The 25,382-nt window shown below is 57.9% G+C and carries 40 protein-coding genes; 3 read left to right on the top strand and 37 right to left on the bottom strand.

Annotated features, from left to right (window positions below; translation table 11 throughout):
- Positions 1-95: 95 nt before the first annotated feature.
- Positions 96-509 (bottom strand): DUF4112 domain-containing protein, encoded by a 414-nt coding sequence (locus MRBLMR1_RS07875; RefSeq protein WP_148145279.1) that lies wholly within the window; start codon positions 507-509, stop codon positions 96-98.
- A 193-nt stretch (positions 510-702) separates the two neighbouring features.
- Between MRBLMR1_RS07875 and msrP the strand changes: the two genes are divergently transcribed.
- Positions 703-1,647 carry a protein-methionine-sulfoxide reductase catalytic subunit MsrP gene (gene msrP, locus MRBLMR1_RS07880; protein ID WP_148145280.1) on the top strand — a complete coding sequence of 315 codons (945 nt, stop codon included), beginning with the start codon at positions 703-705 and terminating at the stop codon, positions 1,645-1,647.
- Between the two features lie 2 nt (positions 1,648-1,649).
- Positions 1,650-2,303: a protein-methionine-sulfoxide reductase heme-binding subunit MsrQ gene (gene msrQ, locus MRBLMR1_RS07885; protein WP_500064053.1), complete on the top strand. Its 654-nt coding sequence runs from the start codon at positions 1,650-1,652 to the stop codon at positions 2,301-2,303.
- 21 nt (positions 2,304-2,324) lie between these two features.
- Here the strand turns inward: msrQ and MRBLMR1_RS07890 are convergent, their stop codons facing one another.
- The 36 genes from MRBLMR1_RS07890 to rpsL form a co-directional block, all read right to left on the bottom strand.
- Entirely contained in the window at positions 2,325-3,029 is a 705-nt protein-coding gene (locus MRBLMR1_RS07890) for an SDR family oxidoreductase (protein ID WP_148145300.1), read from the bottom strand.
- A 79-nt stretch (positions 3,030-3,108) separates the two neighbouring features.
- The gene (locus MRBLMR1_RS07895; RefSeq protein ID WP_148145282.1) at positions 3,109-3,519 is read right to left on the bottom strand and encodes a DUF1801 domain-containing protein; all 411 of its coding nucleotides are present in this window, start codon (positions 3,517-3,519) and stop codon (positions 3,109-3,111) included.
- A 9-nt stretch (positions 3,520-3,528) separates the two neighbouring features.
- Positions 3,529-3,984, bottom strand: a complete 456-nt coding sequence (locus tag MRBLMR1_RS07900; protein WP_500064105.1) for a DUF1801 domain-containing protein — start codon at positions 3,982-3,984, stop codon at positions 3,529-3,531.
- A gap of 149 nt (positions 3,985-4,133) precedes the next feature.
- Positions 4,134-4,712 (bottom strand): DoxX family protein, encoded by a 579-nt coding sequence (locus tag MRBLMR1_RS07905; protein ID WP_148145283.1) that lies wholly within the window; start codon positions 4,710-4,712, stop codon positions 4,134-4,136.
- 61 nt (positions 4,713-4,773) lie between these two features.
- On the bottom strand, positions 4,774-5,190 hold the full coding sequence (locus tag MRBLMR1_RS07910) for a ribosomal maturation YjgA family protein (protein ID WP_148145302.1): 417 nt from the start codon (positions 5,188-5,190) through the stop codon (positions 4,774-4,776).
- A 70-nt stretch (positions 5,191-5,260) separates the two neighbouring features.
- Positions 5,261-5,686, bottom strand: a complete 426-nt coding sequence (gene rplQ, locus MRBLMR1_RS07915) for a 50S ribosomal protein L17 (protein ID WP_148145284.1) — start codon at positions 5,684-5,686, stop codon at positions 5,261-5,263.
- Between the two features lie 45 nt (positions 5,687-5,731).
- The gene (locus tag MRBLMR1_RS07920; RefSeq protein WP_112510977.1) at positions 5,732-6,742 is read right to left on the bottom strand and encodes a DNA-directed RNA polymerase subunit alpha; all 1,011 of its coding nucleotides are present in this window, start codon (positions 6,740-6,742) and stop codon (positions 5,732-5,734) included.
- Positions 6,743-6,917: 175 nt separating this feature from the next.
- Positions 6,918-7,307, bottom strand: a complete 390-nt coding sequence (rpsK, locus tag MRBLMR1_RS07925; RefSeq protein ID WP_007766864.1) for a 30S ribosomal protein S11 — start codon at positions 7,305-7,307, stop codon at positions 6,918-6,920.
- A gap of 122 nt (positions 7,308-7,429) precedes the next feature.
- Positions 7,430-7,798 (bottom strand): 30S ribosomal protein S13, encoded by a 369-nt coding sequence (rpsM, locus tag MRBLMR1_RS07930; RefSeq protein ID WP_093000503.1) that lies wholly within the window; start codon positions 7,796-7,798, stop codon positions 7,430-7,432.
- Between the two features lie 241 nt (positions 7,799-8,039).
- Complete coding sequence (locus MRBLMR1_RS07935; protein WP_139672176.1) at positions 8,040-8,624, bottom strand: adenylate kinase; 585 nt, start codon at positions 8,622-8,624, stop codon at positions 8,040-8,042.
- A complete protein-coding gene (secY, locus tag MRBLMR1_RS07940; RefSeq protein ID WP_500064054.1) occupies positions 8,621-9,961 on the bottom strand; it encodes a preprotein translocase subunit SecY in 1,341 nt (446 codons plus the stop codon). Before secY ends, MRBLMR1_RS07935 begins: the two co-directional genes overlap by 4 nt.
- A 222-nt stretch (positions 9,962-10,183) precedes the next feature.
- Positions 10,184-10,663 carry a 50S ribosomal protein L15 gene (gene rplO, locus MRBLMR1_RS07945; protein WP_148145286.1) on the bottom strand — a complete coding sequence of 160 codons (480 nt, stop codon included), beginning with the start codon at positions 10,661-10,663 and terminating at the stop codon, positions 10,184-10,186.
- Positions 10,664-10,673: 10 nt separating this feature from the next.
- Positions 10,674-10,883 (bottom strand): 50S ribosomal protein L30, encoded by a 210-nt coding sequence (gene rpmD, locus MRBLMR1_RS07950; RefSeq protein WP_112510983.1) that lies wholly within the window; start codon positions 10,881-10,883, stop codon positions 10,674-10,676.
- Positions 10,884-10,897: 14 nt separating this feature from the next.
- Positions 10,898-11,464 carry a 30S ribosomal protein S5 gene (gene rpsE, locus MRBLMR1_RS07955; protein ID WP_148145287.1) on the bottom strand — a complete coding sequence of 189 codons (567 nt, stop codon included), beginning with the start codon at positions 11,462-11,464 and terminating at the stop codon, positions 10,898-10,900.
- Positions 11,465-11,591: 127 nt separating this feature from the next.
- Positions 11,592-11,954, bottom strand: coding sequence for a 50S ribosomal protein L18 (gene rplR, locus MRBLMR1_RS07960; RefSeq protein ID WP_112510987.1), 363 nt, complete (start codon positions 11,952-11,954; stop codon positions 11,592-11,594).
- A 12-nt stretch (positions 11,955-11,966) separates the two neighbouring features.
- Positions 11,967-12,500 (bottom strand): 50S ribosomal protein L6, encoded by a 534-nt coding sequence (gene rplF / locus MRBLMR1_RS07965; protein ID WP_148145288.1) that lies wholly within the window; start codon positions 12,498-12,500, stop codon positions 11,967-11,969.
- Positions 12,501-12,542: 42 nt separating this feature from the next.
- Entirely contained in the window at positions 12,543-12,941 is a 399-nt protein-coding gene (gene rpsH / locus MRBLMR1_RS07970; protein WP_112510991.1) for a 30S ribosomal protein S8, read from the bottom strand.
- Between the two features lie 12 nt (positions 12,942-12,953).
- Complete coding sequence (gene rpsN, locus MRBLMR1_RS07975) at positions 12,954-13,259, bottom strand: 30S ribosomal protein S14 (protein ID WP_112454897.1); 306 nt, start codon at positions 13,257-13,259, stop codon at positions 12,954-12,956.
- Positions 13,260-13,292: 33 nt separating this feature from the next.
- Complete coding sequence (gene rplE / locus MRBLMR1_RS07980; protein ID WP_500064055.1) at positions 13,293-13,850, bottom strand: 50S ribosomal protein L5; 558 nt, start codon at positions 13,848-13,850, stop codon at positions 13,293-13,295.
- Entirely contained in the window at positions 13,843-14,151 is a 309-nt protein-coding gene (gene rplX, locus MRBLMR1_RS07985; RefSeq protein ID WP_148145289.1) for a 50S ribosomal protein L24, read from the bottom strand. The genes rplE and rplX overlap by 8 nt, the downstream gene beginning before the upstream one ends.
- A 12-nt stretch (positions 14,152-14,163) precedes the next feature.
- Entirely contained in the window at positions 14,164-14,532 is a 369-nt protein-coding gene (gene rplN / locus MRBLMR1_RS07990) for a 50S ribosomal protein L14 (protein WP_003495199.1), read from the bottom strand.
- A gap of 234 nt (positions 14,533-14,766) precedes the next feature.
- The gene (gene rpsQ / locus MRBLMR1_RS07995; RefSeq protein WP_046792687.1) at positions 14,767-15,003 is read right to left on the bottom strand and encodes a 30S ribosomal protein S17; all 237 of its coding nucleotides are present in this window, start codon (positions 15,001-15,003) and stop codon (positions 14,767-14,769) included.
- 11 nt (positions 15,004-15,014) lie between these two features.
- A complete protein-coding gene (gene rpmC, locus MRBLMR1_RS08000; RefSeq protein WP_148145290.1) occupies positions 15,015-15,215 on the bottom strand; it encodes a 50S ribosomal protein L29 in 201 nt (66 codons plus the stop codon).
- 12 nt (positions 15,216-15,227) lie between these two features.
- Positions 15,228-15,641, bottom strand: coding sequence for a 50S ribosomal protein L16 (gene rplP, locus MRBLMR1_RS08005; protein WP_093000489.1), 414 nt, complete (start codon positions 15,639-15,641; stop codon positions 15,228-15,230).
- A 38-nt stretch (positions 15,642-15,679) separates the two neighbouring features.
- Positions 15,680-16,414, bottom strand: a complete 735-nt coding sequence (gene rpsC, locus MRBLMR1_RS08010) for a 30S ribosomal protein S3 (RefSeq protein ID WP_148145291.1) — start codon at positions 16,412-16,414, stop codon at positions 15,680-15,682.
- Positions 16,414-16,803: a 50S ribosomal protein L22 gene (rplV, locus tag MRBLMR1_RS08015; protein ID WP_112511001.1), complete on the bottom strand. Its 390-nt coding sequence runs from the start codon at positions 16,801-16,803 to the stop codon at positions 16,414-16,416. The genes rpsC and rplV overlap by 1 nt, the downstream gene beginning before the upstream one ends.
- A 2-nt stretch (positions 16,804-16,805) precedes the next feature.
- A complete protein-coding gene (rpsS, locus tag MRBLMR1_RS08020) occupies positions 16,806-17,084 on the bottom strand; it encodes a 30S ribosomal protein S19 (protein ID WP_112454903.1) in 279 nt (92 codons plus the stop codon).
- A 16-nt stretch (positions 17,085-17,100) separates the two neighbouring features.
- On the bottom strand, positions 17,101-17,934 hold the full coding sequence (gene rplB / locus MRBLMR1_RS08025) for a 50S ribosomal protein L2 (protein ID WP_148145292.1): 834 nt from the start codon (positions 17,932-17,934) through the stop codon (positions 17,101-17,103).
- Between the two features lie 11 nt (positions 17,935-17,945).
- Positions 17,946-18,239 carry a 50S ribosomal protein L23 gene (locus MRBLMR1_RS08030; RefSeq protein WP_148145293.1) on the bottom strand — a complete coding sequence of 98 codons (294 nt, stop codon included), beginning with the start codon at positions 18,237-18,239 and terminating at the stop codon, positions 17,946-17,948.
- The gene (gene rplD, locus MRBLMR1_RS08035) at positions 18,236-18,856 is read right to left on the bottom strand and encodes a 50S ribosomal protein L4 (protein WP_148145294.1); all 621 of its coding nucleotides are present in this window, start codon (positions 18,854-18,856) and stop codon (positions 18,236-18,238) included. Before rplD ends, MRBLMR1_RS08030 begins: the two co-directional genes overlap by 4 nt.
- 13 nt (positions 18,857-18,869) lie before the next feature.
- Positions 18,870-19,511 carry a 50S ribosomal protein L3 gene (gene rplC, locus MRBLMR1_RS08040; RefSeq protein WP_148145295.1) on the bottom strand — a complete coding sequence of 214 codons (642 nt, stop codon included), beginning with the start codon at positions 19,509-19,511 and terminating at the stop codon, positions 18,870-18,872.
- Between the two features lie 32 nt (positions 19,512-19,543).
- On the bottom strand, positions 19,544-19,852 hold the full coding sequence (gene rpsJ, locus MRBLMR1_RS08045; protein ID WP_003547547.1) for a 30S ribosomal protein S10: 309 nt from the start codon (positions 19,850-19,852) through the stop codon (positions 19,544-19,546).
- A gap of 316 nt (positions 19,853-20,168) precedes the next feature.
- A complete protein-coding gene (tuf, locus tag MRBLMR1_RS08050) occupies positions 20,169-21,344 on the bottom strand; it encodes an elongation factor Tu (RefSeq protein WP_148145303.1) in 1,176 nt (391 codons plus the stop codon).
- 93 nt (positions 21,345-21,437) lie between these two features.
- The gene (gene fusA / locus MRBLMR1_RS08055; protein ID WP_148148072.1) at positions 21,438-23,537 is read right to left on the bottom strand and encodes an elongation factor G; all 2,100 of its coding nucleotides are present in this window, start codon (positions 23,535-23,537) and stop codon (positions 21,438-21,440) included.
- A gap of 33 nt (positions 23,538-23,570) precedes the next feature.
- Complete coding sequence (gene rpsG, locus MRBLMR1_RS08060) at positions 23,571-24,041, bottom strand: 30S ribosomal protein S7 (protein WP_148148073.1); 471 nt, start codon at positions 24,039-24,041, stop codon at positions 23,571-23,573.
- 87 nt (positions 24,042-24,128) lie between these two features.
- Positions 24,129-24,500: a 30S ribosomal protein S12 gene (gene rpsL / locus MRBLMR1_RS08065; RefSeq protein ID WP_003547537.1), complete on the bottom strand. Its 372-nt coding sequence runs from the start codon at positions 24,498-24,500 to the stop codon at positions 24,129-24,131.
- A 483-nt stretch (positions 24,501-24,983) separates the two neighbouring features.
- On the opposite strand from rpsL, the gene MRBLMR1_RS08070 reads away from it, so the two are divergent.
- Complete coding sequence (locus MRBLMR1_RS08070; RefSeq protein WP_148148074.1) at positions 24,984-25,274, top strand: transcriptional regulator; 291 nt, start codon at positions 24,984-24,986, stop codon at positions 25,272-25,274.
- The last annotated feature ends 108 nt before the right edge of the window (positions 25,275-25,382 follow it).

Consider the following 25,382-nt stretch of genomic DNA (forward strand, 5'->3'; position numbering starts at 1 on the left):
AAAAATGTCCTAAACCAACTGCTGATCACTGTCACTGCCGGTTATCGATAAATCAGTACGGTACGGTACGGTTCTCATCCAAACCGATCTCCGCCCTATCGTAGATCCTCGCGACGCAAGTCGAAATGATCGAGAATAATATCGAGATTTCGGCGATGCGACTTGAAGAAAAGGTCGAACAGGTCACCCGCGACCGGCACGCTGCCGACGAAAGCATCCACACCAAGATTGCCCAGCATCTGGACGAGCTTTGCGGACGGCACGCCCATGCGGCGCGCCTCGTTGATGAGGTAGAGACCAACCAGCGCTCCACCCGCATCACCGATTACGGGAATGAGACCGAAGGCGGAATCTGCGCCGAAACGGATTCCGGTACCCGGAATGCGGATCGCCGTATCCATCAGGCGCGCAATACCGTTCAGCCGGCGCAGGCGCTTGAGCTTTTCGACGTGATCCAGATCGTCCTTGACGAACCGCCCGCTGGCGGCATCCCAGGTCTTCGTCGCCATCCGGCAATTCTCCATATTCGTTCAAAGCTACAAATGAGAATCGCGGATGTCGGTTCCAAGATGGCCGGACAGAGAATATGTGGTTTTTCTCACGCAAACGTGGTTCCGGCGAAAAATCCGGCATCTGTGAAACCGAGTGGTTTGGGATTACGTATAGTTCAAAGGAACGGCATCGCGCCCGAGGAGACATCCCATGCCCGCCTATCGTCCGCCGCATATCTCGCCATCGGAGATCACGCCGAAAGATATCTATCTCTCCCGCCGCGGCTTCATCGGCGCCGCAGCTGCCGCTGGGTTCGGTCTGGCAGCGAGTAGTGAAGCCTTAGCTGCGCCATTGAGCGCCGTGCCCGGTCCCTACAAGCTGAATGAGAAGCTGACACCAAAGGAGGCGGTGACGACCTATAACAATTTCTACGAATTCGGTGTCAACAAGGAAGATCCCTCGCAGAATTCCGGTGCCTTCAAGACGACGCCCTGGTCCGTCAAAGTCGAGGGTATGGTCGGCAAGCCGAAGGAATTCGGGCTTGATGAAATCCTTAAGATGAAGCTCGAGGACCGGACCTACCGGATGCGCTGCGTCGAGGGCTGGTCGATGGTAATCCCGTGGATCGGTTTTCCGCTTTCGGCCATCCTCGATCAGGTCGAGCCGCTTGGCAGCGCCAAATATGTCGCTTTCGAAACGGTGGTGCGGCCCGAGGAAATGCCGGGTCAGGGCGGCCTCTTCCAGCCCCTGCCCTGGCCCTATATCGAGGGCCTCAGAATGGACGAGGCGCGGCATCCGCTGACCATTCTTGCCGCCGGGCTTTATGGCGAAACGTTGCCGAACCAGAACGGCGCACCGATCCGGCTGGTCGTTCCATGGAAATACGGGTTCAAGAGCATCAAGTCGATCGTCAAGATCAAGCTGGTGGAAGAACAGCCGCAGACCACCTGGAAGAATTCAAACGCCCGCGAATACGGATTCTATTCCAACGTCAACCCGGCGGTGGATCATCCGCGCTGGAGCCAGGCGACGGAACAGCGGATCGGTGAAGGCGGGTTCTTCGGGACGAAGCGGGTCGATACGCTGCCGTTCAACGGCTATGCTAACGAGGTGGCAAGCCTTTACTCCGGCATGGACCTTAAGGCGAATTACTGAAAATGACCTCGATCTCTGCCGCCATCCCTGCGCTGCCGCGCAAATATCATGCGGCCAGCATCTGGGCGCTCTACGTGATCGGCCTCTGTCCGGCCGCCTGGTATTTCTATCAGGCGGCAACCGGCGGGCTCGGCTTCAATCCGGTCAAGACCTTTGAACACCTTCTCGGCATATGGGCCTTGCGCCTGATCATCGCGACGCTCGCGATCACACCCTTGCGCGATCTCTTCGGCATCAACTGGGTGAGTTATCGACGGGCGCTCGGACTGCTCGCCTTCTATTATGTGCTGATGCATTTTTCTGTTTATCTGCTTCTCGACCTGCAGCTCAATTTCGCGGCGGTCGGCGGTGATATCGCAAAGCGGCCCTATATCACCATCGGGTTCGCAGCGCTGCTATGCCTTATTCCCCTGGCGGTGACATCCAACAACTGGTCGATCCGCAAGATGGGGCAAGGCTGGATACGGCTGCACAAGCTGATCTATCTTATCGCCATTGGTGGTGCGATCCATTATGTGCTGGCGGTCAAATCGGTGACCTCGGGGCCATTCGCCCATATTGCGCTTATCGGCATACTCGTTGCCTACCGCCTCATCCGGCGGCCGCTCGTGAACTGGAAGCGTGGGCGACGTCAGTCGGCGCAGGTCGTCCGCTGACGTCACCACATGGAGACACGCTCACACGGAGCGCGTCAAACCGCCGTCAACCTTAAGGTTCTGGCCGGTAATGTAGCCCGCACCTTCGGAAGCCAAGAAAGCGACGGTCGCTGCGATTTCCTCGCTCGTGCCGTAGCGCTTCATCGGCACGCCATCACGACGCTCTTCGGTGGCCGGCAGGCTGTCGATCCAGCCAGGCAGGACATTGTTCATCCGCACGTTATCGGCGGCATAGGTATCGGCGAAAATCTTCGTGTAGGAGGCAAGTCCGGCGCGGAAAACGGCGGAGGTCGGGAACATCGACGACGGTTCGAAGGCCCAGGCCGTGGAGATGTTGACGATGCTGCCGGATTTCTGCGTCTGCATGATGGGTGCCACGAGGCGCACCGGGCGGATGACGTTCATCAGGTAGACGTCGAGGCCGGTGTGCCACTGCTCGTCGGTGATCTCGATGATCTGGGCGCGAGGGCCGTGGCCGGCGCTGTTGACTAGGACATCTATGCGGCCCCAGCTATCCATCACCGTATCGACGAGGCGCTTGAGATCGTCATTGGACTGGTTCGACCCGGTGATACCGATGCCACCGAGTTCCTGCGCCAGCGCCTCACCCTTGCCGGAAGACGACAGGATCGCGACCTTGAAACCGTCCGCTGCGAGTTTTCTTGCCGAGGCTGCGCCCATGCCGCTGCCGCCCGCCGTTACGATCGCTACCCTTGCTTCCGACATCTCTTCAAGCCTTTCGATGCTATTGGATGACAATGGGTAACGCTGCTGCGCGCAGAACGCCAGCGCGGGTTTTGCTTAATCAGGAGCGGCTTTTCGACTTTGCCTTGGCAGTATTCAGCGCCGCCGCGTTGCGGATCAGCGCCATGAAGGCTTGCTCATCGATCGTCTCGCCCTCCCGCAGGTCGATCGCCCTACGGGCATTGCCTTCAAGGCTGGCGTTGAAAAGGCCGGACGGGTCCTCGACGAACGCTCCCTTGGAGAAGGTCAGCTTGACGACCGCCTTATAGGTCTCGCCGGTGCAGATAATGCCGTCCTTTTCCCAGACCGGTACACCGCGCCATTTCCAAGTCTCGACGACATCTGGAACAGCCTTGTGGATGAGAGCACGGACATGAGCCAGCATCTCTCCGCGCCAGTCGTCGAGTTCCGAGATGCGCTGATCGATCAACAGGGAGGAATCCTGTGTACTGCCTTCAGCATCATTGTTCATGGCATCATCCTAAAGCTTTTCGCCGGGCAGCGCGCTTGCCTGCCTGACCCAGGTTGCGAGCTGTGCCTCGTTCCACTCGTCGGTTTCGTGGATATGGAAATAACGCGTCTCGGGCATTTTTGAATTCTCCGGCGGGACGGGATCCAGCGATACGCCGCGAAAGAAAGTCAGCTTCACATATTTGGTGAAACAATGAAGACCGAGGAACCAGCCCTGCCCTTCGATCCCATACAAAGGCGTGTTCCACTTTACTGCCTTGGCGACATTGGGAACACAGCGCTCGACAAGCACGTCGAGCTTCCGCCCGACCTCGCTTTTCCAGCCCGGCATCGCAGCAATATAGGCCTGAACCGGCTCGTTTCCGTAACCTTTCGGGATTTGCGGATTGCCGCCGGACAGGAGCTTGGGGGAGCCCTGCTGCGCCTTGCCCTTGCCTTTCATGATGTCACGCTCCTCCCCGATCATGATCGGAATGATCATAGAGCAACGAACGATGGCGTCCATGCTTGGGATATGAAGCCCTATCCCAGTTCCCGATACGTCATGCCTGTAAATGCACAAGGGCCGGCGCCAATGGCCCGGCCCTTCCTGGATTGATAGAACTCGCTTCCGGTTCAGAACTGCTTCTTGAACAGAAGCCTGTCCAGCGACAGGTAACCGCCGCCGAAGGCTGCGAAGAGAAAGGCGCCGCCCGTCCAGAAGAGCGAATCCTGCTCGGCCTTTTCCTGAACCTGATGCAGGAACTTGGCGCCTCCATCGGCAAGACGCGCCACACCAGTTGGCGTGAAGTACTCGCCCCCCGCCTTCAGGGCATCGATGCCTGCCTGCGTCAGAAGCGCGTCGCCATAGGGATGGGCGAAATGGTACCAGAGAGTTATCGCCAGCATCACGCCGCTTGCCAGCGCGGCGGGACGGGTGAAAAGTCCGACTGCGATCAGGATGCCACCGACCACCTGGATCAGTGCAAGAACCGGCGACCAGAGCCAGCCGGGATAAAAGCCGAGATTTTCGACGAATCCGACCTGTGCGAGCGGAGCCATCAGTTTCGGCCAGCCCTCCACAACCAGCATGCCACCGACGGCCAGGCGAAACATGCTCCAGGCCATAGGCTGGGCGACCTTCTCATAAAAGCCGCCAAGGGCGGGAATTATCAAATCTTTACGTTCGTTCTCAAATACGGGTGTGTATGCCATTGTCGTCCCTCACAACCCCACTGGTTGATATGTTTCGACACTAAGCCTGCCTTGCGCTTCATCATTGATTCCGGTCAAGAAAACGCAGCCGGTTTTCGATAGCCATTCCCAATCCGATGCCCGCGGCATAGGCGACAATGTTCCAGAGCGAGAATACCCGACCGAGCAGAAGCCTTCCTGCCAGGGTCAGGCGAAATTCGTCGAGAGCCGGGGTCTGGTAAAGTCGGGAGAACTCTACAGAAACGGCTATCGCCAGTGCGATTGCGGCCATAACGGCCACGCGGCGGGACACGATGGCAGCTGCGACCAGCAAAAAAACCATGCAACCCCAAAGAAGAGAACCGCCATATTTCACGACACTGAAAGGCAGGCCCAGGTCATAACCGAAACCGCGAAGTGCAAGTCCGGCGACAATAACAGCGCCGACGCACATTAGTCTTTGCAACCGAGCCCTCAGCATCCACCTTCCACCTGTCATGCCATCTCCAGAAATAAAAAAGCCGGGCGTTTCCACCCGGCTTTTCAAATTTGCGATCAAAGATCGAAAATTATGCGGCTTCAGCAGCTTCTGCTTCAGCGGCAACGCGAGCCTTGTCGGCTGCGCCCTTGGCAGTGACGTCGCGTTCAACGAACTCGATGACTGCGAGCGGAGCATTGTCGCCCTGACGGTAGCCAGCCTTCATGATACGCAGGTAACCGCCGTTGCGGGTTGCGTAACGAGAAGCGATGACGTCGAACAGCTTCTTGACAGCGTCCTGGTCCTGAACCTGCGAGATCGCCTGACGACGAGCGTGCAGATCGCCGCGCTTGCCGAGGGTGACGAGCTTTTCGACGATCGGGCGAATTTCCTTCGCCTTGGGAAGGGTGGTTACGATCTGCTCATGGGTGATGAGCGATGCTGCCATGTTGGTGAACATAGCCTTGCGGTGGCTTGCAGTGCGGTTAAGCTTGCGGCCGGCTTTTGCGTGACGCATATCTGGTCTCCTTCACTTGCAGGCATTCGCCTGCAGTATGATTTGTTAGTATTGGTCTTCGTAACGCTTAGCGAGATCTTCGATGTTTTCCGGCGGCCAAGCAGGAACTTCCATACCAAGATGGAGGCCCATGGATGCCAGAACTTCCTTGATCTCGTTCAGCGACTTACGACCAAAGTTCGGAGTGCGGAGCATTTCCGCCTCGGTCTTCTGGATGAGGTCGCCGATATAAACGATGTTGTCGTTCTTCAGGCAGTTGGCCGAACGAACGGACAGTTCCAGTTCGTCGACCTTCTTGAGGAGCGCCGGGTTGAACGCGAGTTCAGTGACGGACTCTTCTTCCTGTTCCTTCTGCGGCTCGTCGAAGTTGACGAAGACCGACAGCTGATCCTGAAGAATGCGGGCGGCGAAGGCTACGGCGTCTTCACCCGTGACCGAACCATCGGTTTCGATAGTCATGGTCAGCTTGTCGTAGTCGAGAACCTGGCCTTCGCGGGTGTTTTCCACCTTGTAGGACACTTTCTTGACCGGCGAGTAGAGGCTGTCGACCGGGATGAGACCGATCGGGGCATCCTCTGCACGGTTACGCTCGGCCGGGACATAACCCTTGCCGTTGTTGACCGTGAATTCCATGCGGATCTCAGCGCCGTCGTCCAGCGTGCAGATCACGTGGTCGGGGTTCAGGATCTCGATGTCGCCAACCGTCTGGATATCACCAGCGGTAACGGCACCAGGGCCCTGCTTGCGCACGACCATGCGCTTCGGGTCATCGCCGTCCATCTTGATGGCGATTTCCTTGATGTTGAGCACGATGTCCGTCACATCTTCCCGAACGCCCGGGATAGAGGAGAACTCATGCAGGACGCCGTCGATCTGGACAGCCGTAACGGCTGCACCGCGGAGCGACGACAGAAGCACGCGGCGAAGCGCGTTGCCGAGCGTCAGGCCGAAGCCGCGCTCAAGAGGTTCAGCAACAAGCGTTGCCTTGGTACGACCGGACGAGGTGAATTCCACCTTGTTCGGCTTAATCAGTTCCTGCCAGTTCTTCTGGATCATGACCTATACCTTCCGTTCGTTGCCACCATCCAATCGTGGCAACCGAGCACGAGGAACACCGGAAAATACCCTTCCGGCGATACGGTGAAAGCCGCCTCGACCCCTGCAGGAGACAAAGCGGCTATTACCGAGTTCAGATGGCACTCGCCTTAAAAAGCGAGCCCCAATACGTCCATTAGACGCGGCGCTTCTTGCGCGGGCGGCAGCCGTTGTGCGGGATCGGCGTAACGTCGCGGATAGAAGTGATCATGAAACCGGCAGCCTGGAGCGCGCGCAGAGCCGATTCACGGCCGGAACCCGGACCGCAGACTTCAACTTCGAGCGACTTCATGCCGTGTTCCTGAGCCTTCTTGGCGCAGTCTTCAGCGGCGATCTGAGCAGCAAACGGGGTCGACTTACGCGAACCCTTGAAGCCCTTTGCACCGGCAGACGACCAGGCAATAGCATTGCCCTGCGCGTCGGTGATGGTGATCATGGTGTTGTTGAAGGTAGAATTGACGTGGGCAACGCCCGACGTGATATTCTTGCGTTCGCGACGGCGAACGCGAGTGGCTTCCTTGGCCATTTTATCCCTTTCGTTGATCTCTGCACCGCCGTAGTTCCAGCGGCTCCACCTTGAGAGGCAGTAGGTTTTAGGCAGCAGACAATTGGGCTTTCGCCCAATGCCTATTGGCTAATGCCTCAGAATTACTTCTTCTTACCGGCGATTGCCTTAGCCGGACCCTTGCGGGTACGAGCGTTGGTGTGGGTGCGCTGACCGCGGACCGGAAGGCCACGACGGTGACGCAGGCCACGGTAGCAACCGAGGTCCATAAGACGCTTGATGTTCATCGCGGTTTCACGACGAAGATCACCTTCGACAGCGTAGTCGCGGTCGATGGTTTCGCGGATCTGAAGGATTTCAGAGTCCGTCAGCTGATGGACGCGCTTTTCAGCCGGAAGACCGACCTTGTCCATGATTTCCTGCGCAAATTTCGGGCCGATCCCGTGAATGTAGGTCAGCGCGATAACAACGCGCTTCGCAGTCGGGATGTTGACGCCAGCGATACGTGCCACGTCTATTCTCCTTCGTTCCGGTTGCCATCCGGCAAGCGGTACTTCTTCCATGATAGCAGCCTGATCAAGGCCACCAGTTCAACAACACCAAACGAGACAGGTCAAAACGACCAGCCCCGGATATCCTTGCGGAAATCCGCGCCAATCGCTCAAATCTGTCGCGAGTTGGCGCGGTGTTTAACGGAATCAGCGCTGAATTGCAACCGCCGAGCCCGAGATTCTTTAACAGACCTGTGACAGCTCAAAGAGCAGACAGTGTCTTTTCGATTTCGGCAGTCACGGCCTTCACGTCAGCCATGCCGTCGATTGTCTTCAACTGACCGGTCGATTCGTAATGAGCCGAGAGCGGAGCAGTCTTTTCACGATATTCGACCAGACGCTTCTTGAAAGCCTCCGGCATATCGTCGGCGCGAACCTTGCCGCCAGCGGCAATGGTTTCGGCCACGCGGTTTTCGATTCGGCCCATAAGAGCCCCCTCGTCCACCTTCAGTTCAATGACTGCGTCGAGAGGGCAGCCCTTGTCCTGCAGCATCTTTTCCAGCGCGATGGCCTGGGGCACGGTGCGCGGATAACCATCCAGGATGAAACCATTCGAACAGTCGTCGAGATCGATACGCTCAGCGACGATGGCGTTGACGATATCATCGGACACCAGCTGGCCGGCATCCATAACCGCCTTCGCCTTCAGACCGATCTCGGTTCCTGCTTCCTTGGCGGCACGAAGCATGTCACCCGTGGAAAGCTGCGGAATACCGTATTTCTCAGTCAGCAGCTTTGCCTGCGTACCCTTACCGGCGCCGGGTGGCCCCAAGAATATAAGTCTCATCGTCCCCTCTTTCCTCCGCGCAGTTTCGACTTCTTGATCAGACCCTCATACTGCTGCGCAATGAGATGTCCTTGGATCTGCGCAACCGTATCGAGGGTTACACTGACAACAATCAAAAGCGAAGTACCACCAAGGGCTAATGGCACGCCCGTACGGGCGATCAGAAACTCTGGCAGAATGCAGACGAAGACGAGGTAGATCGCACCGATAACTGTGATGCGGGTCAGTACATAGTCGATATATTCGGCAGTCCGTTCGCCCGGACGGATGCCCGGGATGAAACCACCGTGTTTCTTCAGGTTGTCGGCCGTGTCCTTCGGATTGAAGACGATGGCCGTGTAGAAGAAGGCAAAGAAGGCGATCAGCAGGCCGTAAAGCAGCATGAACAGCGGCTGGCCATGGCCGAGGGCAGCAATGGCGGCTGTTGCCCATGCAGGCAGGTCGGAATTGCCTGCGAAGCCGGCAGCCGTTGCGGGGAGAAGCAGCAGCGACGAGGCAAAGATCGCCGGAATAACACCGGACGTGTTGAGCTTGAGCGGCAGGTGCGAGGTGTCGCCCTGGAACATGCGGTTGCCGACCTGGCGCTTCGGATACTGGATCAGAAGACGACGCTGGGCGCGCTCTACGAAGACGATCAGGCCGATGACGAAGATCGCGACGAGGATGACGGCGAGAATCAGACCGGTCGACAGCGCGCCGGTGCGGCCGAGTTCCAGCGTGCCAGCGAGAGCGGACGGAAGACCTGCAGCGATACCTGCGAAGATGATCAGCGAAATGCCGTTACCGATGCCACGCGAGGTGATCTGTTCACCCAGCCACATCATGAACATGGTGCCGCCGAGAAGCGTGACAACGGTCGACAGGCGGAAGAACATACCGGGATCGTTGACGATGCCCTGCCCGCTCTCGAGACCGGCGGCAATGCCGTAGGCCTGGAGGGTGCCGAGAATCACCGTGCCGTAGCGGGTGTACTGGTTGATGATCTTGCGGCCGGCTTCGCCTTCCTTCTTGAGATTCTCAAGCGAAGGAACGACCGAGGTCATCAGCTGCACGATGATCGACGCGGAGATATACGGCATGATGCCGAGCGCGAAGATCGCCATGCGCTCGACAGCGCCACCGGCAAACATGTTGAAGAGGCCGAGGATACCGCCAGCCTGGCCGCGGAAGGCCTGCGCATAGGCTTCGGGGTTTAGGCCCGGAAGCGGGATATGCGTGCCGAGGCGGTAAACGAGGAGAGCAGCAAGGGTAAACCACAGCCGCTTCTTGAGATCCTCTGCCTTGGCGAAGGTTGAAAAATTGAGATTAGAGGCAAGTTGTTCCGCTGCAGACGCCATGCGTTTCTCCGCCCGATCACTTTCCCCGGGCGCAAAATGCCTGGTCAGGAAAGCAGTCGCAAATTCTGGTTCAAAAAACCGGGCGCGGAGATTGCGGGAGCAATCGGGTGCCTCACCCTGTTTTCATGTGATCGGCGCCCATCGGGGCCGCCAAATCGTGAGGCTCACATATGGACATAAAATCGCCCGGTGTGAAGCTCACACCGGGCGATTTTAAACGTTTTACTCTGCGGCAGTTTCCGCAACGACGAGCAGCTTGATAGAGCCGCCAGCCTTTTCGATCTTTTCGACGGCAGCCTTGGAGGCACCGGCAACTTCGATCGTCAGCTTTGCCTTCAGTTCGCCATCGGAAAGAACGCGAACGCCGTCCTTCTCGCGACGGATAACGCCGGCAGCCTTGAGAGCTGCCGCATCAACCGTTGCCTTGGCGTCGAGTTTGCCAGCATCGATCGCGGTCTGGATACGGCCAACCGAAACGGTGACGTATTCAGAAGCGAAGATGTTGTTGAAGCCGCGCTTCGGCAGGCGACGGTAGATCGGCATCTGACCGCCTTCGAAGCCGTTGATGGCAACGCCAGAACGAGCCTTCTGACCCTTGACGCCGCGACCACCGGTCTTGCCCTTGCCGGAACCGATACCACGACCTACGCGGATACGGTCCTTGGACGAACCTTCGTTGTCCTTGATCTCATTCAGTTTCATGATCAAACCCTCACTTCTCGTCGACGACGCGGACGAGATGCTGGACGGCCCGGATCATGCCACGGACGGAAGGCGTATCTTCCAGCGTGCTTACCCGGTGCATCTTGTTGAGGCCCAGACCAACCAGCGTTGCGCGCTGGATAGCCGGACGGCGAATAGGCGATCCGATCTGTTCGACCGTAACCGTCTTTGCTTCAGTCTTCTTCGTAGCCTTAGCCATGGGTCAGACTCCTCTTATTCTTCAGCAGCATTGCCGGAGGCGGCACGGCGAGCCTGAAGCGTAGCATATTTCATGCCGCGCTGAGCTGCGATGTCCTTCGGATGCACCTGGGCCTTGAGGGCGTCGAACGTTGCACGAATCATGTTGTACGGGTTCGACGAACCGGTCGACTTCGCAACAACATCGTGAACGCCCAGCGTTTCGAAAACAGCACGCATCGGGCCACCAGCGATGATACCGGTACCAGCCTTGGCGGAGCGCAGCAGAACCTTGCCGGCGCCGTGGCGGCCATTGACGTCGTGATGCAGCGTACGGCCGTCACGCAGCGGTACGAAGATCAGATCGCGCTTTGCGGATTCAGTTGCCTTGCGGATAGCTTCCGGCACTTCACGAGCCTTGCCATGACCGAAGCCAACGCGACCCTTCTGGTCGCCAACGACGACGAGAGCAGCAAAACCGAAACGACGGCCGCCCTTGACGACCTTAGCGACGCGGTTGATCGCGACCAGCTTGTCGACGAATTCGCTATCGCGCTCTTCACGGGCCTGACGATCGTCGCGGCCCTTTCTTTCCTGTGCCATTGTCCTTGTCCTTTTTCTTTTGCGGGTAGAACGGCAGGTTAAAGATAACCCGGAAAATCCGGGTGGTGCGGAGAAACCGCATTTCGCCCGGCCTCCCCTATTCAAAGGAAGACCGGGCGAAAATTTCTTAGAAGCTCAGACCGCCTTCGCGGGCAGCTTCAGCAAGTGCCTTGATACGGCCGTGGTAGATGAAGGCGCCGCGATCGAACACGACTTCCTTCACGCCAGCCTTGGAGGCGCGCTCTGCAACCAGCTTGCCGACGGCAGCAGCTGCTGCAACGTCCGCGCCGGTCTTCAGCGACTTGCGCAGGTCGGCGTCGAGCGTGGAGGCGGCTGCAAGCGTGCGGCCGGCCACATCGTCGATGACCTGTACGTAGATGTTCTTGGACGAGCGGTGAACCGACAGACGCGGACGGCCATTTGCGACCTTCTTGATCTGACGGCGAACACGGCTCGCACGCTTGGTGAGTGCTTCTTTCCGAGTAGCCATTGTTCCGCGTCCTTACTTCTTCTTGCCTTCCTTGCGGACGATCCGTTCCTCGGCGTACTTGACGCCTTTGCCCTTGTAGGGCTCGGGACCACGGTATTCGCGGATTTCCGCGGCAACCTGACCGACCTGCTGCTTGTTGATGCCGGAGACGATGATTTCCGTCGGCTTCGGCACGGCAATGGTGATGCCCTCAGGGGCTTCGTAGACTACGTCGTGGGAGAAACCGAGAGCCAGCTGCAGGTTCTTGCCCTGCATGGCTGCGCGGTAACCAACGCCGTTGATTTCGAGCTTGCGCTCGTAACCGTCCTTAACGCCCTTGAAGATGTTCTCGACCATCGTGCGGGACATGCCCCACTTCGAACGAGCATCCTTGGAATCGTTGACCGGGGTCACCGAAACGGCGTTATCATTCAGCTCAACCTTGACTTCGTCATTAGCGACGAAGTGAAGTTCGCCCTTCGGGCCCTTCGCGGTGATCTTCTGGCCTTCGACCGAAGCCGTAACGCCTGCAGGAACCGGAACGGGCTTTTTACCGATACGAGACATTTTGTTATCCTGTCTGTCCGTTATGGAGATCCTTGCCCAGTCTTAGAAGACCGAGCAAAGAACCTCGCCGCCTACGTTCTGTTCGCGAGCCTGGTGATCGGCCATCACGCCCTTCGGGGTCGAAAGGATGGTGATGCCGAGGCCGTTCGCGACCTGCGGAATGGACTTAACCGAGACATAAACTCGGCGGCCCGGCTTCGAAACGCGGCCGATCTCACGGATCACGGACGCACCTTCGTAGTACTTCAGTTCGATTTCAATCTCGGACTTGCCGTTGCCGAAATCGGTCTGGGTGTAGCCGCGAATGTAGCCTTCAGCCTGCAGGACATCCAGGACACGAGCGCGCAGGCGCGAAGCCGGCGTCGTGACGGAGTTCTTGCGGCGGGAAGCGCCGTTGCGGATACGGGTGAGCATATCGCCCAAGGGATCAGTCATGGTCATCGAACGATCTCCTTACCAGCTCGACTTAACAATACCCGGCACCTTGCCGAGGTTGCCGAGCTCACGAAGCGCGATACGCGACATCTTGAGCTTGCGATAGAAAGCGCGCGGGCGACCGGTGACTTCACAACGGTTGCGGATACGCGTCTTCGAGCCATCGCGCGGCAGGGAAGCGAGCTTGATAGTTGCCTTGAACCGCTCTTCGATCGGAAGCTCCTGGTTCATGATGGTTGCCTTCAATGCTGCGCGCTTGGCAGCATGGTCGGCGACCGTCTTGCGGCGGCGCTTGTTCTTTTCAACTGCGCTGGTCTTCGCCATATCGTAGTTCCTTTTTAACGCTCGTCGTTACGGTTACGCACGGAACGGGAAGTTGAACTCTTTCAGAAGAGCCCGTGCTTCGTCGTCGTTCGTAGCCGTCGTGCAAACGATGATGTCCATGCCCCACATCTGATCAACCTTGTCGTAGTTGATTTCCGGGAACACAATGTGCTCCTTGAGGCCCATGGCGAAGTTGCCACGACCATCAAAGGACTTCGGGTTCAGGCCGCGGAAGTCGCGAACGCGCGGAAGCGCGATGTTGACCAGGCGATCCATGAATTCATACATGCGGGCGCCACGAAGGGTAACCTTCGCGCCGATCGGCATCTGTTCGCGAACCTTGAAGCCTGCAATCGAGTTGCGGGCGCGCGTGATAACCGGCTTCTGGCCAGCGATCGCAGCAAGGTCGGCTGCAGCAACAGTAGGCTTCTTGGAGTCGGCAGTTGCCTCGCCCACGCCCATGTTGATGACAATCTTTTCCATCTTCGGGATCATCATCTCGTTAGCGAACGAGAATTGCTCCTGAAGTGCTGCGCGGATGCGGGTGGTGTATTCGACCTTGAGCCGCGGCTCGTAATTTGCCTCAGCCATCGATGACATCTCCCGTACGCTTGGCTACACGCACCTTCTTACCGTCGACGACAGAGAAGCCAACGCGGGTCGGCTTGCCGTCTTTCGCCACGATCGCGACGTTCGACAGATGGATGGATGCTTCCTTGTTGACGATGCCAGCTTCCTGCGTCTGGGTCTGACGCTGGTGGCGCTTCACCATGTTGATACCGCGGACGACCGCACGGTCTTCCTTCGGCAGAACCTGGAGAACTTCACCGGTACGGCCCTTGTCCTTGCCGGCGAGGATGACGACGTTGTCGCCCTTCTTGATCTTCTGCATGGGTCCCGCTCCTTACAGTACTTCTGGAGCCAGCGAGATGATCTTCATGTGGTTCTTGGCGCGAAGTTCGCGCGGAACCGGTCCGAAGATACGGGTGCCGATCGGCTCTTTCTTGTTGTCGATGAGAACCGCTGCGTTGTTATCGAAGCGGATGACGCTGCCGTCGGCGCGACGGATGTCTTTAGCGGTACGCACAACAACCGCCTTCATCACGTCGCCCTTCTTCACGCGGCCGCGCGGAATAGCTTCCTTGATCGAAACGACGATAATGTCGCCGACCGAAGCGTACTTGCGCTTGGAGCCGCCCAGCACCTTGATGCACATGACACGACGTGCGCCGGAATTATCCGCCACGTCGAGGTTTGTTTGCATCTGAATCATGTCAGGTCGCCTTTTTCTAATGACCGGAACACCACACACCGAAGCGCGTGATGCCGGCTATGAACAGATTTTCAGTGTGCGCGGGATGGGTCTTGCCAAGGTGGTTTCCCTGAAAGGGACCTTCCGTGCGCTCAAAGCAAAAGAACGCCCGTTTCCGAGCGTTCTACGCCAGTGGCGTGCTTCATACAGGATTCTCCGCCAGACGCAAGTGCCTGACGGAAATTCCTGGTCTTCTTAAGCCTGGGCGGCAATTACCGTCCAGCGCTTGTCCTTGGAGATCGGTGCGCATTCCTCGATGGAAACGACATCACCAACCTTGTACTGGTTGTTTTCGTCATGGGCCTTGTACTTCTTGGACCGGCGAACGGTCTTCTGAAGCAGAGGGTGAGCGAAGCGGCGCTCGACGCGGACAACAACGGTCTTTTCGTTCTTGTCGGAAACGACAACGCCCTGCAGAATGCGTTTTGGCATATTATTCTTCCTTAGGCCTTGGCTTCTGCCGCCTTCTGGCGGGCAATGGTTTTCACGCGAGCGATGTCCTTGCGAACTTCAGTGATGCGCGAGGACTTCTCGAGCTGGCCGGTGGCCTTCTGGAAGCGCAGGTTGAACTGCTCCTTCTTGAGCTCGGCGAGCTTGTCCTTGAGCTGGTCGGCGCTGAGGCCGCGTACGTCTTCGGCTTTCATCGTGCCTTCTCCTTACTCTGCGATGCGCTGAACGAAGCGCGTCGTGACCGAGAGCTTGGCAGAACCGAGGCGAAGTGCCTCGCGCGCGATTTCTTCCGAAACGCCGTCGATCTCGAACATGATACGACCAGGCTTGACCTTGCAAGCCCAGTATTCAACCGAACCCTTACCCTTACCCATACGAACTTCGGTGGGCTTTGCAGTAACCGGGACGTCAGGGAAGACGCGGATCCATACTCGACCCGCGCGCTTCATGTAACGCGTAATCGCGCGGCGAGCCGCTTCGATTTCGCGGGCGTTCACACGGTTCGGTTCCTGAGCCTTCAGGCCGAATTCGCCGAATGCCAGATCAAAACCGCCCTTGGCCACACCCTTGATGCGACCCTTGAACTGTTTGCGGTACTTGGTACGCTTTGGCTGCAACATTTTATTACTTCTCCGAGCTTATCTTTCGCCAGCGATAATCAAGCGTTTTCGCGTTCGCGGCGACGATCGCCACGATCACGGTCGCGGCTTGCCGGACCCTGCGCATCGCCTTCCAGCGCGCGACGTTCGGAAGCCATCGGATCGTGCTCAAGGATTTCGCCCTTGAAGATCCAGACCTTGATGCCGCAAATACCGAATGCGGTTTCGGCTTCAGCCGTACCGTAGTCGATGTCTGCACGCAGCGTGTGAAGCGGAACGCGGCCTTCGCGGTACCATTCGGTACGAGCGATTTCCGCGCCACCCAGACGGCCGGCGCAGGTGATCTTGATGCCTTCGGCGCCAAGACGCATTGCGGACTGAACAGCGCGCTTCATCGCACGGCGGAAAGCCACGCGGCGTTCGAGCTGCTGAGCGATCGACTGTGCAACCAGCGTCGCATCAACTTCCGGCTTGCGAACTTCAACGATGTTGAGGTGCGTTTCGGAGGAAGTCATTTCGGAAAGCTTCTTGCGGAGCTTTTCGATGTCTGCACCCTTCTTGCCGATGATCAGACCCGGGCGAGCCGAGTGGATCGTGACGCGGCACTTCTTGTGCGGACGCTCGATGACGACCTTGGCGATACCGGCCTGCTTCAGTTCCTGCATGAGGTATGCACGGATCTTCAGGTCTTCGTGGAGCAGCTGGCCGTATTCCGAGTTATCGGCGAACCAACGGCTGTCCCAGGTGCGGTTAATGCCGAGGCGGAAACCGATCGGATTAATTTTCTGGCCCATTATGCGGCCTCCCCTTTTTCCTCGACTTCGCGAACGACGATCGTCAGATGCGCGAACGGCTTTTCAATGCGCGATGCGCGGCCGCGACCACGAGCGTGGAAACGCTTCATGGTGATCGACTTGCCGACGTAAGCTTCCGCTACGATCAGGCTGTCGACGTCGAGGTCATGGTTGTTTTCAGCGTTGGCGATAGCAGACTCGAGAGTCTTCTTCACCGTGCCGGAGATGCGCTTGCGCGAGAACTCGAGTTCTGCGAGAGCGCGCTCTACCTTCTTGCCGCGGATCATGGCGGCAACCAGGTTCAGCTTCTGCGGGCTGACGCGAAGCGTACGGGCAACTGCCTGTGCTTCGTTGTCCTTCAGCCGGCGTTCGGTCTTTGCCTTGGCCATGATTACTTCCTCTTCGCTTTCTTGTCCGCGCCGTGACCGTAATAGGTCCGGGTGGGAGCGAATTCACCGAACTTGTGACCGACCATGTCTTCGTTGACATTAACCGGGATGTGCTTCGAGCCATTGTAGACGCCGAAGGTGAGACCGACGAACTGCGGCAGGATGGTGGAGCGACGGCTCCACATCTTGATCACTTCGTTGCGGCCGCCTTCACGTACCTTCTCAGCCTTGGCGAGAAGATAGCCGTCAACAAACGGACCTTTCCATACTGAACGAGCCATTGAACGACTTCCTCTCTTACTTCTTCACGTGGCGCGAGCGCATGATGAACTTGTCCGTGGACTTGTTCGAACGTGTGCGCTTGCCCTTGGTGGGCTTGCCCCAAGGCGAGACCGGATGACGGCCGCCCGAGGTACGACCTTCACCACCGCCGTGCGGGTGGTCGACCGGGTTCATGACAACGCCGCGGTTATGCGGACGCTTGCCACGCCATACGGTGCGACCGGCCTTGCCGTCATTGATGTTGCCGTGATCCGGGTTGGATACGGCGCCAATCGAGGCGAGGCAGGAACCCGGGACGAGACGCTGCTCACCAGAGTTCAGACGAAGGATCGCCATGCCGCTATCACGACCGACGAGCTGTACGTAGGTGCCAGCCGAACGAGCGATCTGGCCACCCTTGCCCGGCTTCATCTCGACGTTATGAACGATCGAGCCAACCGGAATGTACTGCAGCGGCATGGTGTTGCCAGGCTTGACGTCGACAGCCTTGTCGGAAGCGATGACCTTGTCGCCGGCAGCAAGGCGCTGCGGAGCGATGATGTAGGCCTGTTCGCCGTCCGTGTAGGTGACGAGCGCGATGAATGCAGAGCGGTTCGGGTCGTATTCCAGACGCTCGACCGTGCCCTCAACGTCGAACTTGCGACGCTTGAAGTCGACCAGGCGGTAGGTACGCTTGTGACCACCGCCGATGAAGCGGGCGGTGATGCGGCCGTTGTTGTTACGGCCGCCGCTCTTGGAGAGACCCTCGGTGAGCGCCTTGACCGGCTTGCCCTTCCACAGGCCCGAACGGTCGACGATGACCAGCTGACGCTGGCTCGGGGTCGTCGGATTGTAGCTTTTCAATGCCATTGTTTCTTACCTCAAAGACCGGTGGAGACGTCGATCGTCTGACCTTCGGCCAGGGTGACGATAGCCTTCTTGACGTCCTTCTGCTTACCGATGAAGCCGCGGAAGCGCTTCGTCTTGCCCAAACGGACCAGCGTATTGACGGCAGTGACCTTCACACCGAAGAGAGCTTCTACGGCAGCCTTGATTTCGGGCTTCGAAGCAGTCTTGGCAACGTTGAAGACAACCTGGTTCTGTTCAGACAGAAGGGTCGACTTTTCGGTGATCGAGGGAGATACGATCACATCATAGTGGCGAATGTCGGTCACTTGAAACGCTCCTCGAGGGCTTCAACCGCAGCCTTGGAAAGCACGAGCTTGCCGCGACGCAGGATGTCGTAAACATTGATGCCCTGAACCGGCAGAACATCGATGTTCGGGATGTTCTGGGCTGCGAGCTTGAAATTGCTGTCCAGCTCGGCGCCACCGATAACCAGAGCATTGGTCAGGCCGAGCGACGCGAACGTGCCGACGAGAGCCTTGGTCTTTGCTTCGGTCGCAACCAGATCGTCGATAACAATCAGATCTTCGGACTTCAGCTTGGCGGAAAGAGCATGACGCAGGGCCAGAGCGCGAACCTTCTTCGGCAGATCGAAGGCGTGGCTACGGGAAACCGGGCCATGAGCCTTACCACCACCGCGGAACTGCGGAGCGCGAGCCGAATGGTGACGAGCGCGGCCCGTACCCTTCTGCTTGTACATCTTGGAACCGGTGCGCGAAACTTCGCCACGGGTCAGTGTCTGATGCGTGCCCTGCTGCTTCTTGGCGAGCTGGTAACGAACCATACGAGCGAGGATGTCCTCGCGGGGGTCGAGGCCGAAGATCGCGTCCGACAGGGAAACCTTGCCAGCGTCTTTGCCTTCGAGGGTCTTGACGTTGAATTCCATAATAATGGCTCCCTTACTTCGCAGCCGACTTGACGGCGTCGCGAACAACGATCCAGGCGCCCTTGGAGCCGGGGACGGCACCCTTGACGAGGATCAGGCCGCGGCCTTCATCGGTGGACACGACTTCGAGGTTCTGGGTGGTGACGCGCGTCTGGCCCATGTGACCAGCCATGCGCTTGCCCTTCCAGACCTTGCCCGGATCCTGGTTGTTACCAGTCGAACCGTGCGAACGGTGCGAAACGGAAACACCGTGGGTCGCACGCAGACCGCCGAAGTTATGGCGCTTCATGGCGCCGGCGAAGCCCTTACCGATCGAGGTACCGGTCACGTCGACCAGCTGGCCAGCCGTAAAATGGTCAGCCTTCAGCTCGGTGCCAACTTCAATCAAGTTGTCTTCAGATACGCGAAACTCGACGAGCTTCGACTTCGGCTCAACATTTGCGATGGCAAAGTTGCCGCGCATTGCCTTGGAGGTGTTCTTCACCTTGGCAGCGCCTGCACCGAGCTGAAGAGCGACATAGCCGTTCTTCTCTTCAGTGCGATGAGCAACGACCTGGCAGTTGTCGAGACGCAATACGGTTACCGGGATATGCTCACCGGCGTCATTGTAGACGCGGGTCATCCCAATCTTCTGTGCAATTACACCTGAACGCATCGGTTCAATCCTTCCAACTCAGCTCTGATTTCTCAGAGCTTGATCTCAACATCGACGCCGGCGGCGAGGTCGAGCTTCATCAGCGCGTCCACCGTCTGCGGTGTCGGGTCAACGATATCGAGAAGGCGCTTATGAGTGCGCATCTCGAACTGCTCGCGGCTCTTCTTGTCGATGTGGGGGGACCGGTTAACCGTAAACTTCTCGATGCGGGTCGGAAGCGGAACGGGGCCCCGGACACTTGCTCCGGTGCGCTTCGCCGTCGACACGATCTCGCGCGTGGAAGCGTCGAGAATACGATGATCGAATGCCTTAAGGCGAATGCGGATATTTTGGCCGTTCATTCGACGTTATCCTTGTTTTCTGTTCTCCCGATACCAAACGTGATGGCACGGGTTGTTCGTTTACCTAAGGCGGATCACCGGTTTCAAAGATCGAAGAGAACACCGCTTCCAGCAGGTGCCCACTTCCAGTCTTCAGGCCCGAAGGCCCACCTTAAATTCTTGTGCAACTTCCTGAATCGCCAAAGCGAAGCAGGCGCAAATCGCGCTTGCGCGCCATTTGCAATGTTTTTGTGTCATAAGCAAGTCGCAATAGGCCACTTGCTTAAAAAAAATTGAAGCGGGCGGCATCCGAAGATACCGCCCTGCCCTTTATCGATTACTCGATGATCGAAGCGACGATGCCGGCGCCGACGGTACGGCCGCCTTCGCGGATAGCGAAGCGCAGCTTTTCTTCCATCGCGATCGGAACGATCAGTTCAACAGCAACCGTGACGTTGTCGCCAGGCATAACCATTTCCGTGCCTTCCGGCAGAGAAACGATACCCGTCACGTCCGTCGTGCGGAAGTAGAACTGCGGACGGTAGTTGGTGAAGAACGGCGTATGACGGCCGCCTTCTTCCTTCGTCAGGATGTAGGCTTCAGCCATGAACTTCTTGTGCGGCTTGACAGAGCCCGGCTTGCACAGAATCTGGCCACGCTCAACGCCGTTACGGTCAACGCCGCGAACGAGAGCACCGATGTTGTCGCCAGCCTGGCCCTGATCGAGCAGCTTGCGGAACATTTCAACGCCGGTAACCGTCGTCTTCGAGGTGGCGCGGATGCCGACGATTTCGACTTCTTCACCAACCTTGACGATGCCGCGCTCAACGCGACCGGTCACAACCGTACCACGACCCGAGATCGAGAACACGTCTTCGATCGGCATCAGGAACGGCTGGTCGATCGGACGCTCAGGCGTCGGGATGTAGGCGTCAACCGCTGCCATCAGTTCGCGAACGGCGTCTTCGCCGATCTTCTTGTTCGAATCTTCAAGAGCAGCAAGAGCAGAACCCTTGATGACCGGAACGTCGTCACCCGGGAAGTCGTAGGACGACAGCAGTTCACGAACTTCGAGCTCGACGAGCTCGAGCAGTTCTTCGTCGTCAACCTGGTCGACCTTGTTGAGGAACACCACCAGGGCCGGAACGCCAACCTGACGAGCAAGCAGGATGTGCTCGCGGGTCTGCGGCATCGGGCCGTCGGCTGCCGAGCAAACCAGGATCGCGCCGTCCATCTGTGCGGCACCGGTGATCATGTTCTTGACGTAGTCGGCGTGGCCGGGGCAGTCAACGTGAGCGTAGTGACGGTTCGGGGTCTCATACTCAACGTGTGCCGTCGAAATGGTGATACCACGGGCCTTCTCTTCCGGTGCTGCGTCGATCTGGTCATACGCCTTGAATTCACCGAAAAACTTCGTGATCGCAGCCGTCAAAGACGTCTTGCCGTGGTCAACGTGACCGATCGTGCCGATGTTGACGTGAGGCTTATTGCGCTCAAACTTGCTCTTTGCCATTGCAGGCTCTCCATCTTGTACAAGCCCTTGAGGGCTAAATTCTTGTTGTCGCCCCGGTTCGAGACCGGGGCGTATTCAGTGTGGGTATTCCGATTACTTCTGACCGGAATACTTCGCCTGGATTTCGGTTGCGACGTTCGACGGAACCGGTGCGTAGTGATCGAAGGTCATCGAGTACTGCGCGCGGCCCTGGGACATGGAGCGCAGGTTGTCGACGTACTTGAACATGTTCGCCAGCGGAACGTGAGCGTTGATAACGATCGCGATGCCGCGCTGTTCCTGGCCCTGGATCTGGCCACGACGCGAGTTCAGATCGCCGATAACGTCACCGACGTAATCTTCAGGCGTTACGACTTCGACCTTCATCATCGGCTCGAGCAGCTGAGCGCCGGCCTTCTTGGCTGCTTCACGGAAGCAGGCACGCGATGCGATTTCGAAGGCGAGGACCGAGGAGTCGACGTCGTGGAAGGCACCATCGATGAGGGTAGCCTTGACGCCGAGCATCGGGAAGCCAGCGAGCGGACCGGAAGAGAGAACGCTTTCGATACCCTTCTGAACACCCGGGATGTATTCCTTCGGAACAGCACCACCGACGATCTTGGATTCGAACTTGAACTCTTCGCCTTCCGGATTCGGTTCGAAGATGATCTTGACGCGCGCGAACTGACCGGTACCACCGGACTGCTTCTTGTGCGTGTAGTCTTCTTCGTGCTGACGCGTGATGGTTTCGCGGTATGCAACCTGCGGAGCACCGACGTTGGCTTCAACCTTGAACTCGCGACGCATACGGTCGACGAGAATGTCGAGGTGAAGTTCGCCCATGCCGGCGATGATCGTCTGGCCGGATTCCTGGTCGGTCTTGACGCGGAACGACGGGTCTTCAGCAGCCAGGCGGTTGAGCGCGAGGCCCATCTTTTCCTGGTCGCCCTTGGACTTCGGCTCGATCGCGATCTGGATGACCGGTTCCGGGAATTCCATGCGCTCGAGGATAACCGGCTTCAGCGGATCGCAGAGCGTATCGCCAGTAGTGGTTTCCTTGAGGCCGGCCAGAGCAACGATGTCGCCTGCAAAGGCTTCTTCGATGTCTTCACGGGAGTTCGAGTGCATCTGCAGCATACGGCCGACGCGCTCGCGCTTGTCCTTGACCGTGTTGATCACCGACGAACCCTTTTCGAGCTTGCCGGAATAGATGCGTGCGAAGGTCAGCGAACCGACGAAGGGGTCGTTCATGATCTTGAACGCGAGCATCGAGAGAGGCTCGGCATCGTCAGCATGACGTTCGATTTCTTCTTCGGTCTTGAAGTCGATGCCCTTGATGGCCGGAATATCGACCGGCGACGGCAGATAGTCGACGACTGCGTCGAGAAGCGGCTGAACGCCCTTGTTCTTGAACGCGGTACCGCAGAACATCGGGTGGAACTTGACGTCGATCGTGCCGCGGCGAACCAGGGCGCGAATCTTGTCGTTGTCCGGCAGATCGCCGTTCAGGTATGCTTCCATCGCTTCTTCGTCGATCTCGACAACGGTCTCGATCAGCTTTTCGCGATATTCGGCAGCCTTTTCCTTCAGGTCTTCCGGGATCTCGACAACGTCCCAGGCAGCGCCCAGGGACTCATCGCGCCATACGAGCGCGTTCATCTCGATCAGGTCGACAACGCCCTTGAATTCGGTTTCTGCACCGATCGGGAGCTGCATGACAACTGCGGTGGCGCCAAGACGCGTCTTGATCATTTCAACCGAGCGGTAGAAGTCCGCGCCGGTCTTGTCCATCTTGTTGCAGAAGATCATGCGCGGAACGTTGTACTTCTCAGCCTGACGCCAGACGGTTTCCGTCTGCGGCTCTACGCCGGCGTTGGCATCGAGAAGGGCAACAGCACCGTCGAGAACGCGCAGCGAACGTTCGACTTCGATGGTGAAGTCGACGTGGCCGGGGGTGTCGATGATGTTGAAGCGGCGCATCTTGCCGTCACGGCCCTTCCAGAAGGTCGTGGTGGCAGCGGACGTGATCGTGATGCCACGCTCCTGCTCCTGCTCCATCCAGTCCATGGTGGCTGCGCCGTCATGAACTTCGCCGATCTTGTGCGACTTACCGGTGTAGTAAAGGATACGCTCGGTGGTCGTGGTCTTGCCGGCGTCGATATGCGCCATGATACCGAAGTTGCGGTAGTCTTCGATTTTATATTCGCGAGCCATAATGACTGCCTTTCGAAATTCGATCGGTTAAGATTACCAGCGATAGTGCGAGAATGCGCGGTTCGCGTCTGCCATCTTGTGCGTGTCTTCACGCTTCTTGACGGCCGAGCCACGGTTGTTTGCGGCATCCATGAGTTCGCCGGACAGACGATCGATCATGGTGGTTTCGTTGCGCTTGCGGGCTGCAGTGATCAGCCAGCGAATTGCGAGGGCCTGGCGGCGTTCCGGACGCACGTCAACCGGAACCTGGTAAGTAGCACCACCAACACGACGCGAGCGAACTTCAACATGCGGCGCGACATTGTCGAGCGCCGAATGGAAGATTGCAAGCGGGTCAGACTTGGCCTTGCCCTGCACAGCGTCAAATGCGCCGTAAACAATGCTTTCAGCCACGGACTTCTTGCCGTGGAGCATGATGGCATTCATGAACTTGGTGACGATCAGATCGCCGAACTTCGGGTCCGGGTTGATCTCACGCTTTTCTGCACGATGGCGTCTGGACATACTAATCTCGTCTCTAAACGTTACGGGCGCTTTATCACGCGGAGAACCTCGCGCAGCGCCGGATTGATAAAGTCAAAGCCCGAAGGATTACTTCGGACGCTTTGCACCGTACTTCGAACGACGCTGCTTACGGTTCTTGACACCCTGGGTATCGAGAACGCCGCGGATGATGTGGTAACGAACGCCCGGCAAGTCCTTTACGCGGCCGCCACGGATCATGACGACAGAGTGCTCCTGCAGGTTGTGACCTTCACCCGGAATGTAGCCGATGACTTCGAAGCCATTGGTGAGGCGAATCTTGGCGACCTTACGCAGAGCCGAGTTCGGCTTCTTCGGGGTCGTGGTGTAGACGCGCGTGCAAACGCCGCGCTTCTGCGGGTTTTCCTGCAGAGCAGGAACCTTATTGCGCTTTACGTTGGCCTGACGCGGCTTACGGATCAGCTGGTTTACGGTAGGCATATAACCATCCCTTGCAAAATCTTCTTCAAAGCCCCTTTCGGGACCATCGAGATGCCGTTTCCGGCGGCAACACGCACTTTCCTCATACACAAACGTGGCCCGATCCCGTTTTCGGATGGACCACGGAAGACAGAGGACGCATTATTCATGCGTCGTGCGTGCAGCATTCATATAGTCTACGTGCGTTTTAGGAGCCTGTTTGAGACGAGTTCCGGAATAGATTAATCCCGGACGCACGAGTCTCACATAGCTTCCGATGCCGGGCGTTTACTGTCTTAACCCTTCTGCGTCAAGGGTCGGCCCCAAAATAATGGTTCAGGCGCCGGTTTTGCGGGGTTTTCATCAGCGCGGCAGCAGTCGGCATATCGATATTGGAACCGAGTCGCGATTGTGTTTGGGAATCGCAGTCGAGACGTCTATTGAAACCGGGAACTTTTCAGACGGGACTAGCTTCCCTTATGAAGGCCCATTCAGGAGAATATCATGATTTCACCCGCAGACAACGACAATACCGACGACCCGATGATCTTCATCATCATTGGCAAAGCCTATGAGACGAAGGGGGGCGAAGGTATCGAACTCCACATCATGCTGCGTGCGCCCGATGACGATACCGCTGTGAGAGACGCGTTGAATGCCCTTTCTGAGGAAGGTTTTCTGGAAGCAGATCTTGATCAGATCGGCGTGCTTCAGGATGAACCGCCGGAAGAACCACATGCTTCGGCCTATCAAGGCGCCCTAGAGGGCGAAGTCGCGATCATCCGTTTCGACTAAGGGAACTATCACCCCACAGCAAGAATCGGGCTTATGTCCGACCTCCTGGGATAAAGGCCGCCCCTGTTTCGGCACGGCCTTTGCCCCATGCGGGAAAATTTCTCGTCT

The sequence above is a fragment of the Neorhizobium sp. LMR1-1-1.1 genome (assembly GCF_040675795.1).
GTDB lineage: Bacteria > Pseudomonadota > Alphaproteobacteria > Rhizobiales > Rhizobiaceae > Neorhizobium > Neorhizobium cellulosilyticum.

Bases quoted from the DNA above. Each gene is read 5' to 3' on its own strand.
- rplB (WP_148145292.1), bottom strand. From the start codon at position 17,934: ATGGCATTGAAAAGCTACAATCCGACGACCCCGAGCCAGCGTCAGCTG.
- MRBLMR1_RS07900 (WP_500064105.1), bottom strand. From the start codon at position 3,984: ATGATCGGGGAGGAGCGTGACATCATGAAAGGCAAGGGCAAGGCGCAG.
- rplX (WP_148145289.1), bottom strand. From the start codon at position 14,151: ATGCAGAAGATCAAGAAGGGCGACAACGTCGTCATCCTCGCCGGCAAG.
- rpsC (WP_148145291.1), bottom strand. From the start codon at position 16,414: ATGGGCCAGAAAATTAATCCGATCGGTTTCCGCCTCGGCATTAACCGC.
- secY (WP_500064054.1), bottom strand. From the start codon at position 9,961: ATGGCGTCTGCAGCGGAACAACTTGCCTCTAATCTCAATTTTTCAACC.
- rpmC (WP_148145290.1), bottom strand. From the start codon at position 15,215: ATGAAAGCCGAAGACGTACGCGGCCTCAGCGCCGACCAGCTCAAGGAC.
- MRBLMR1_RS07910 (WP_148145302.1), bottom strand. From the start codon at position 5,190: ATGACAGGTGGAAGGTGGATGCTGAGGGCTCGGTTGCAAAGACTAATG.
- rplO (WP_148145286.1), bottom strand. From the start codon at position 10,663: ATGAAACTGAATGAGATCAAGGACAACGAAGGTTCGTCCAAGGACCGT.
- MRBLMR1_RS08070 (WP_148148074.1), top strand. From the start codon at position 24,984: ATGATTTCACCCGCAGACAACGACAATACCGACGACCCGATGATCTTC.
- rplF (WP_148145288.1), bottom strand. From the start codon at position 12,500: ATGTCTCGTATCGGTAAAAAGCCCGTTCCGGTTCCTGCAGGCGTTACG.
- rpsL (WP_003547537.1), bottom strand. From the start codon at position 24,500: ATGCCTACCGTAAACCAGCTGATCCGTAAGCCGCGTCAGGCCAACGTA.
- MRBLMR1_RS07905 (WP_148145283.1), bottom strand. From the start codon at position 4,712: ATGGCATACACACCCGTATTTGAGAACGAACGTAAAGATTTGATAATT.
- rplN (WP_003495199.1), bottom strand. From the start codon at position 14,532: ATGATTCAGATGCAAACAAACCTCGACGTGGCGGATAATTCCGGCGCA.
- rplC (WP_148145295.1), bottom strand. From the start codon at position 19,511: ATGCGTTCAGGTGTAATTGCACAGAAGATTGGGATGACCCGCGTCTAC.
- MRBLMR1_RS07895 (WP_148145282.1), bottom strand. From the start codon at position 3,519: ATGAACAATGATGCTGAAGGCAGTACACAGGATTCCTCCCTGTTGATC.
- rpsS (WP_112454903.1), bottom strand. From the start codon at position 17,084: ATGGCTCGTTCAGTATGGAAAGGTCCGTTTGTTGACGGCTATCTTCTC.
- MRBLMR1_RS07890 (WP_148145300.1), bottom strand. From the start codon at position 3,029: ATGTCGGAAGCAAGGGTAGCGATCGTAACGGCGGGCGGCAGCGGCATG.
- rplQ (WP_148145284.1), bottom strand. From the start codon at position 5,686: ATGCGTCACGCAAAAGCCGGCCGCAAGCTTAACCGCACTGCAAGCCAC.
- rpsG (WP_148148073.1), bottom strand. From the start codon at position 24,041: ATGTCCAGACGCCATCGTGCAGAAAAGCGTGAGATCAACCCGGACCCG.
- rplD (WP_148145294.1), bottom strand. From the start codon at position 18,856: ATGGAATTCAACGTCAAGACCCTCGAAGGCAAAGACGCTGGCAAGGTT.
- rpsH (WP_112510991.1), bottom strand. From the start codon at position 12,941: ATGACCATGACTGATCCCTTGGGCGATATGCTCACCCGTATCCGCAAC.
- rpmD (WP_112510983.1), bottom strand. From the start codon at position 10,883: ATGGCTAAGGCTACGAAGAAGACTGAAGCAAAGACGGTTACGGTCGAA.
- fusA (WP_148148072.1), bottom strand. From the start codon at position 23,537: ATGGCTCGCGAATATAAAATCGAAGACTACCGCAACTTCGGTATCATG.
- rplR (WP_112510987.1), bottom strand. From the start codon at position 11,954: ATGGCTACTCGGAAAGAAGCACTCACCAAGCGTGCGAGCCGTGTTCGC.
- rpsK (WP_007766864.1), bottom strand. From the start codon at position 7,307: ATGGCCAAGGAAGCCACTCGCGTTCGCCGTCGCGAACGCAAGAATATC.
- rplE (WP_500064055.1), bottom strand. From the start codon at position 13,850: ATGGCTGAGGCAAATTACGAGCCGCGGCTCAAGGTCGAATACACCACC.
- MRBLMR1_RS07920 (WP_112510977.1), bottom strand. From the start codon at position 6,742: ATGATCCAGAAGAACTGGCAGGAACTGATTAAGCCGAACAAGGTGGAA.
- rplP (WP_093000489.1), bottom strand. From the start codon at position 15,641: ATGTTGCAGCCAAAGCGTACCAAGTACCGCAAACAGTTCAAGGGTCGC.
- rpsJ (WP_003547547.1), bottom strand. From the start codon at position 19,852: ATGAACGGCCAAAATATCCGCATTCGCCTTAAGGCATTCGATCATCGT.
- rplV (WP_112511001.1), bottom strand. From the start codon at position 16,803: ATGGCCAAGGCAAAGACCGAACGCCGGCTGAAGGACAACGAAGCACAG.
- msrQ (WP_500064053.1), top strand. From the start codon at position 1,650: ATGACCTCGATCTCTGCCGCCATCCCTGCGCTGCCGCGCAAATATCAT.
- msrP (WP_148145280.1), top strand. From the start codon at position 703: ATGCCCGCCTATCGTCCGCCGCATATCTCGCCATCGGAGATCACGCCG.
- MRBLMR1_RS07875 (WP_148145279.1), bottom strand. From the start codon at position 509: ATGGCGACGAAGACCTGGGATGCCGCCAGCGGGCGGTTCGTCAAGGAC.
- rpsQ (WP_046792687.1), bottom strand. From the start codon at position 15,003: ATGCCAAAACGCATTCTGCAGGGCGTTGTCGTTTCCGACAAGAACGAA.
- rpsE (WP_148145287.1), bottom strand. From the start codon at position 11,464: ATGGCACAGGAAAGAAAGGGCCGCGACGATCGTCAGGCCCGTGAAGAG.
- tuf (WP_148145303.1), bottom strand. From the start codon at position 21,344: ATGGCAAAGAGCAAGTTTGAGCGCAATAAGCCTCACGTCAACATCGGC.
- rpsN (WP_112454897.1), bottom strand. From the start codon at position 13,259: ATGGCGAAGACCAGCGCAGTTGAAAAGAACAAGCGCCGCCGCAAGACG.
- MRBLMR1_RS07935 (WP_139672176.1), bottom strand. From the start codon at position 8,624: ATGAGACTTATATTCTTGGGGCCACCCGGCGCCGGTAAGGGTACGCAG.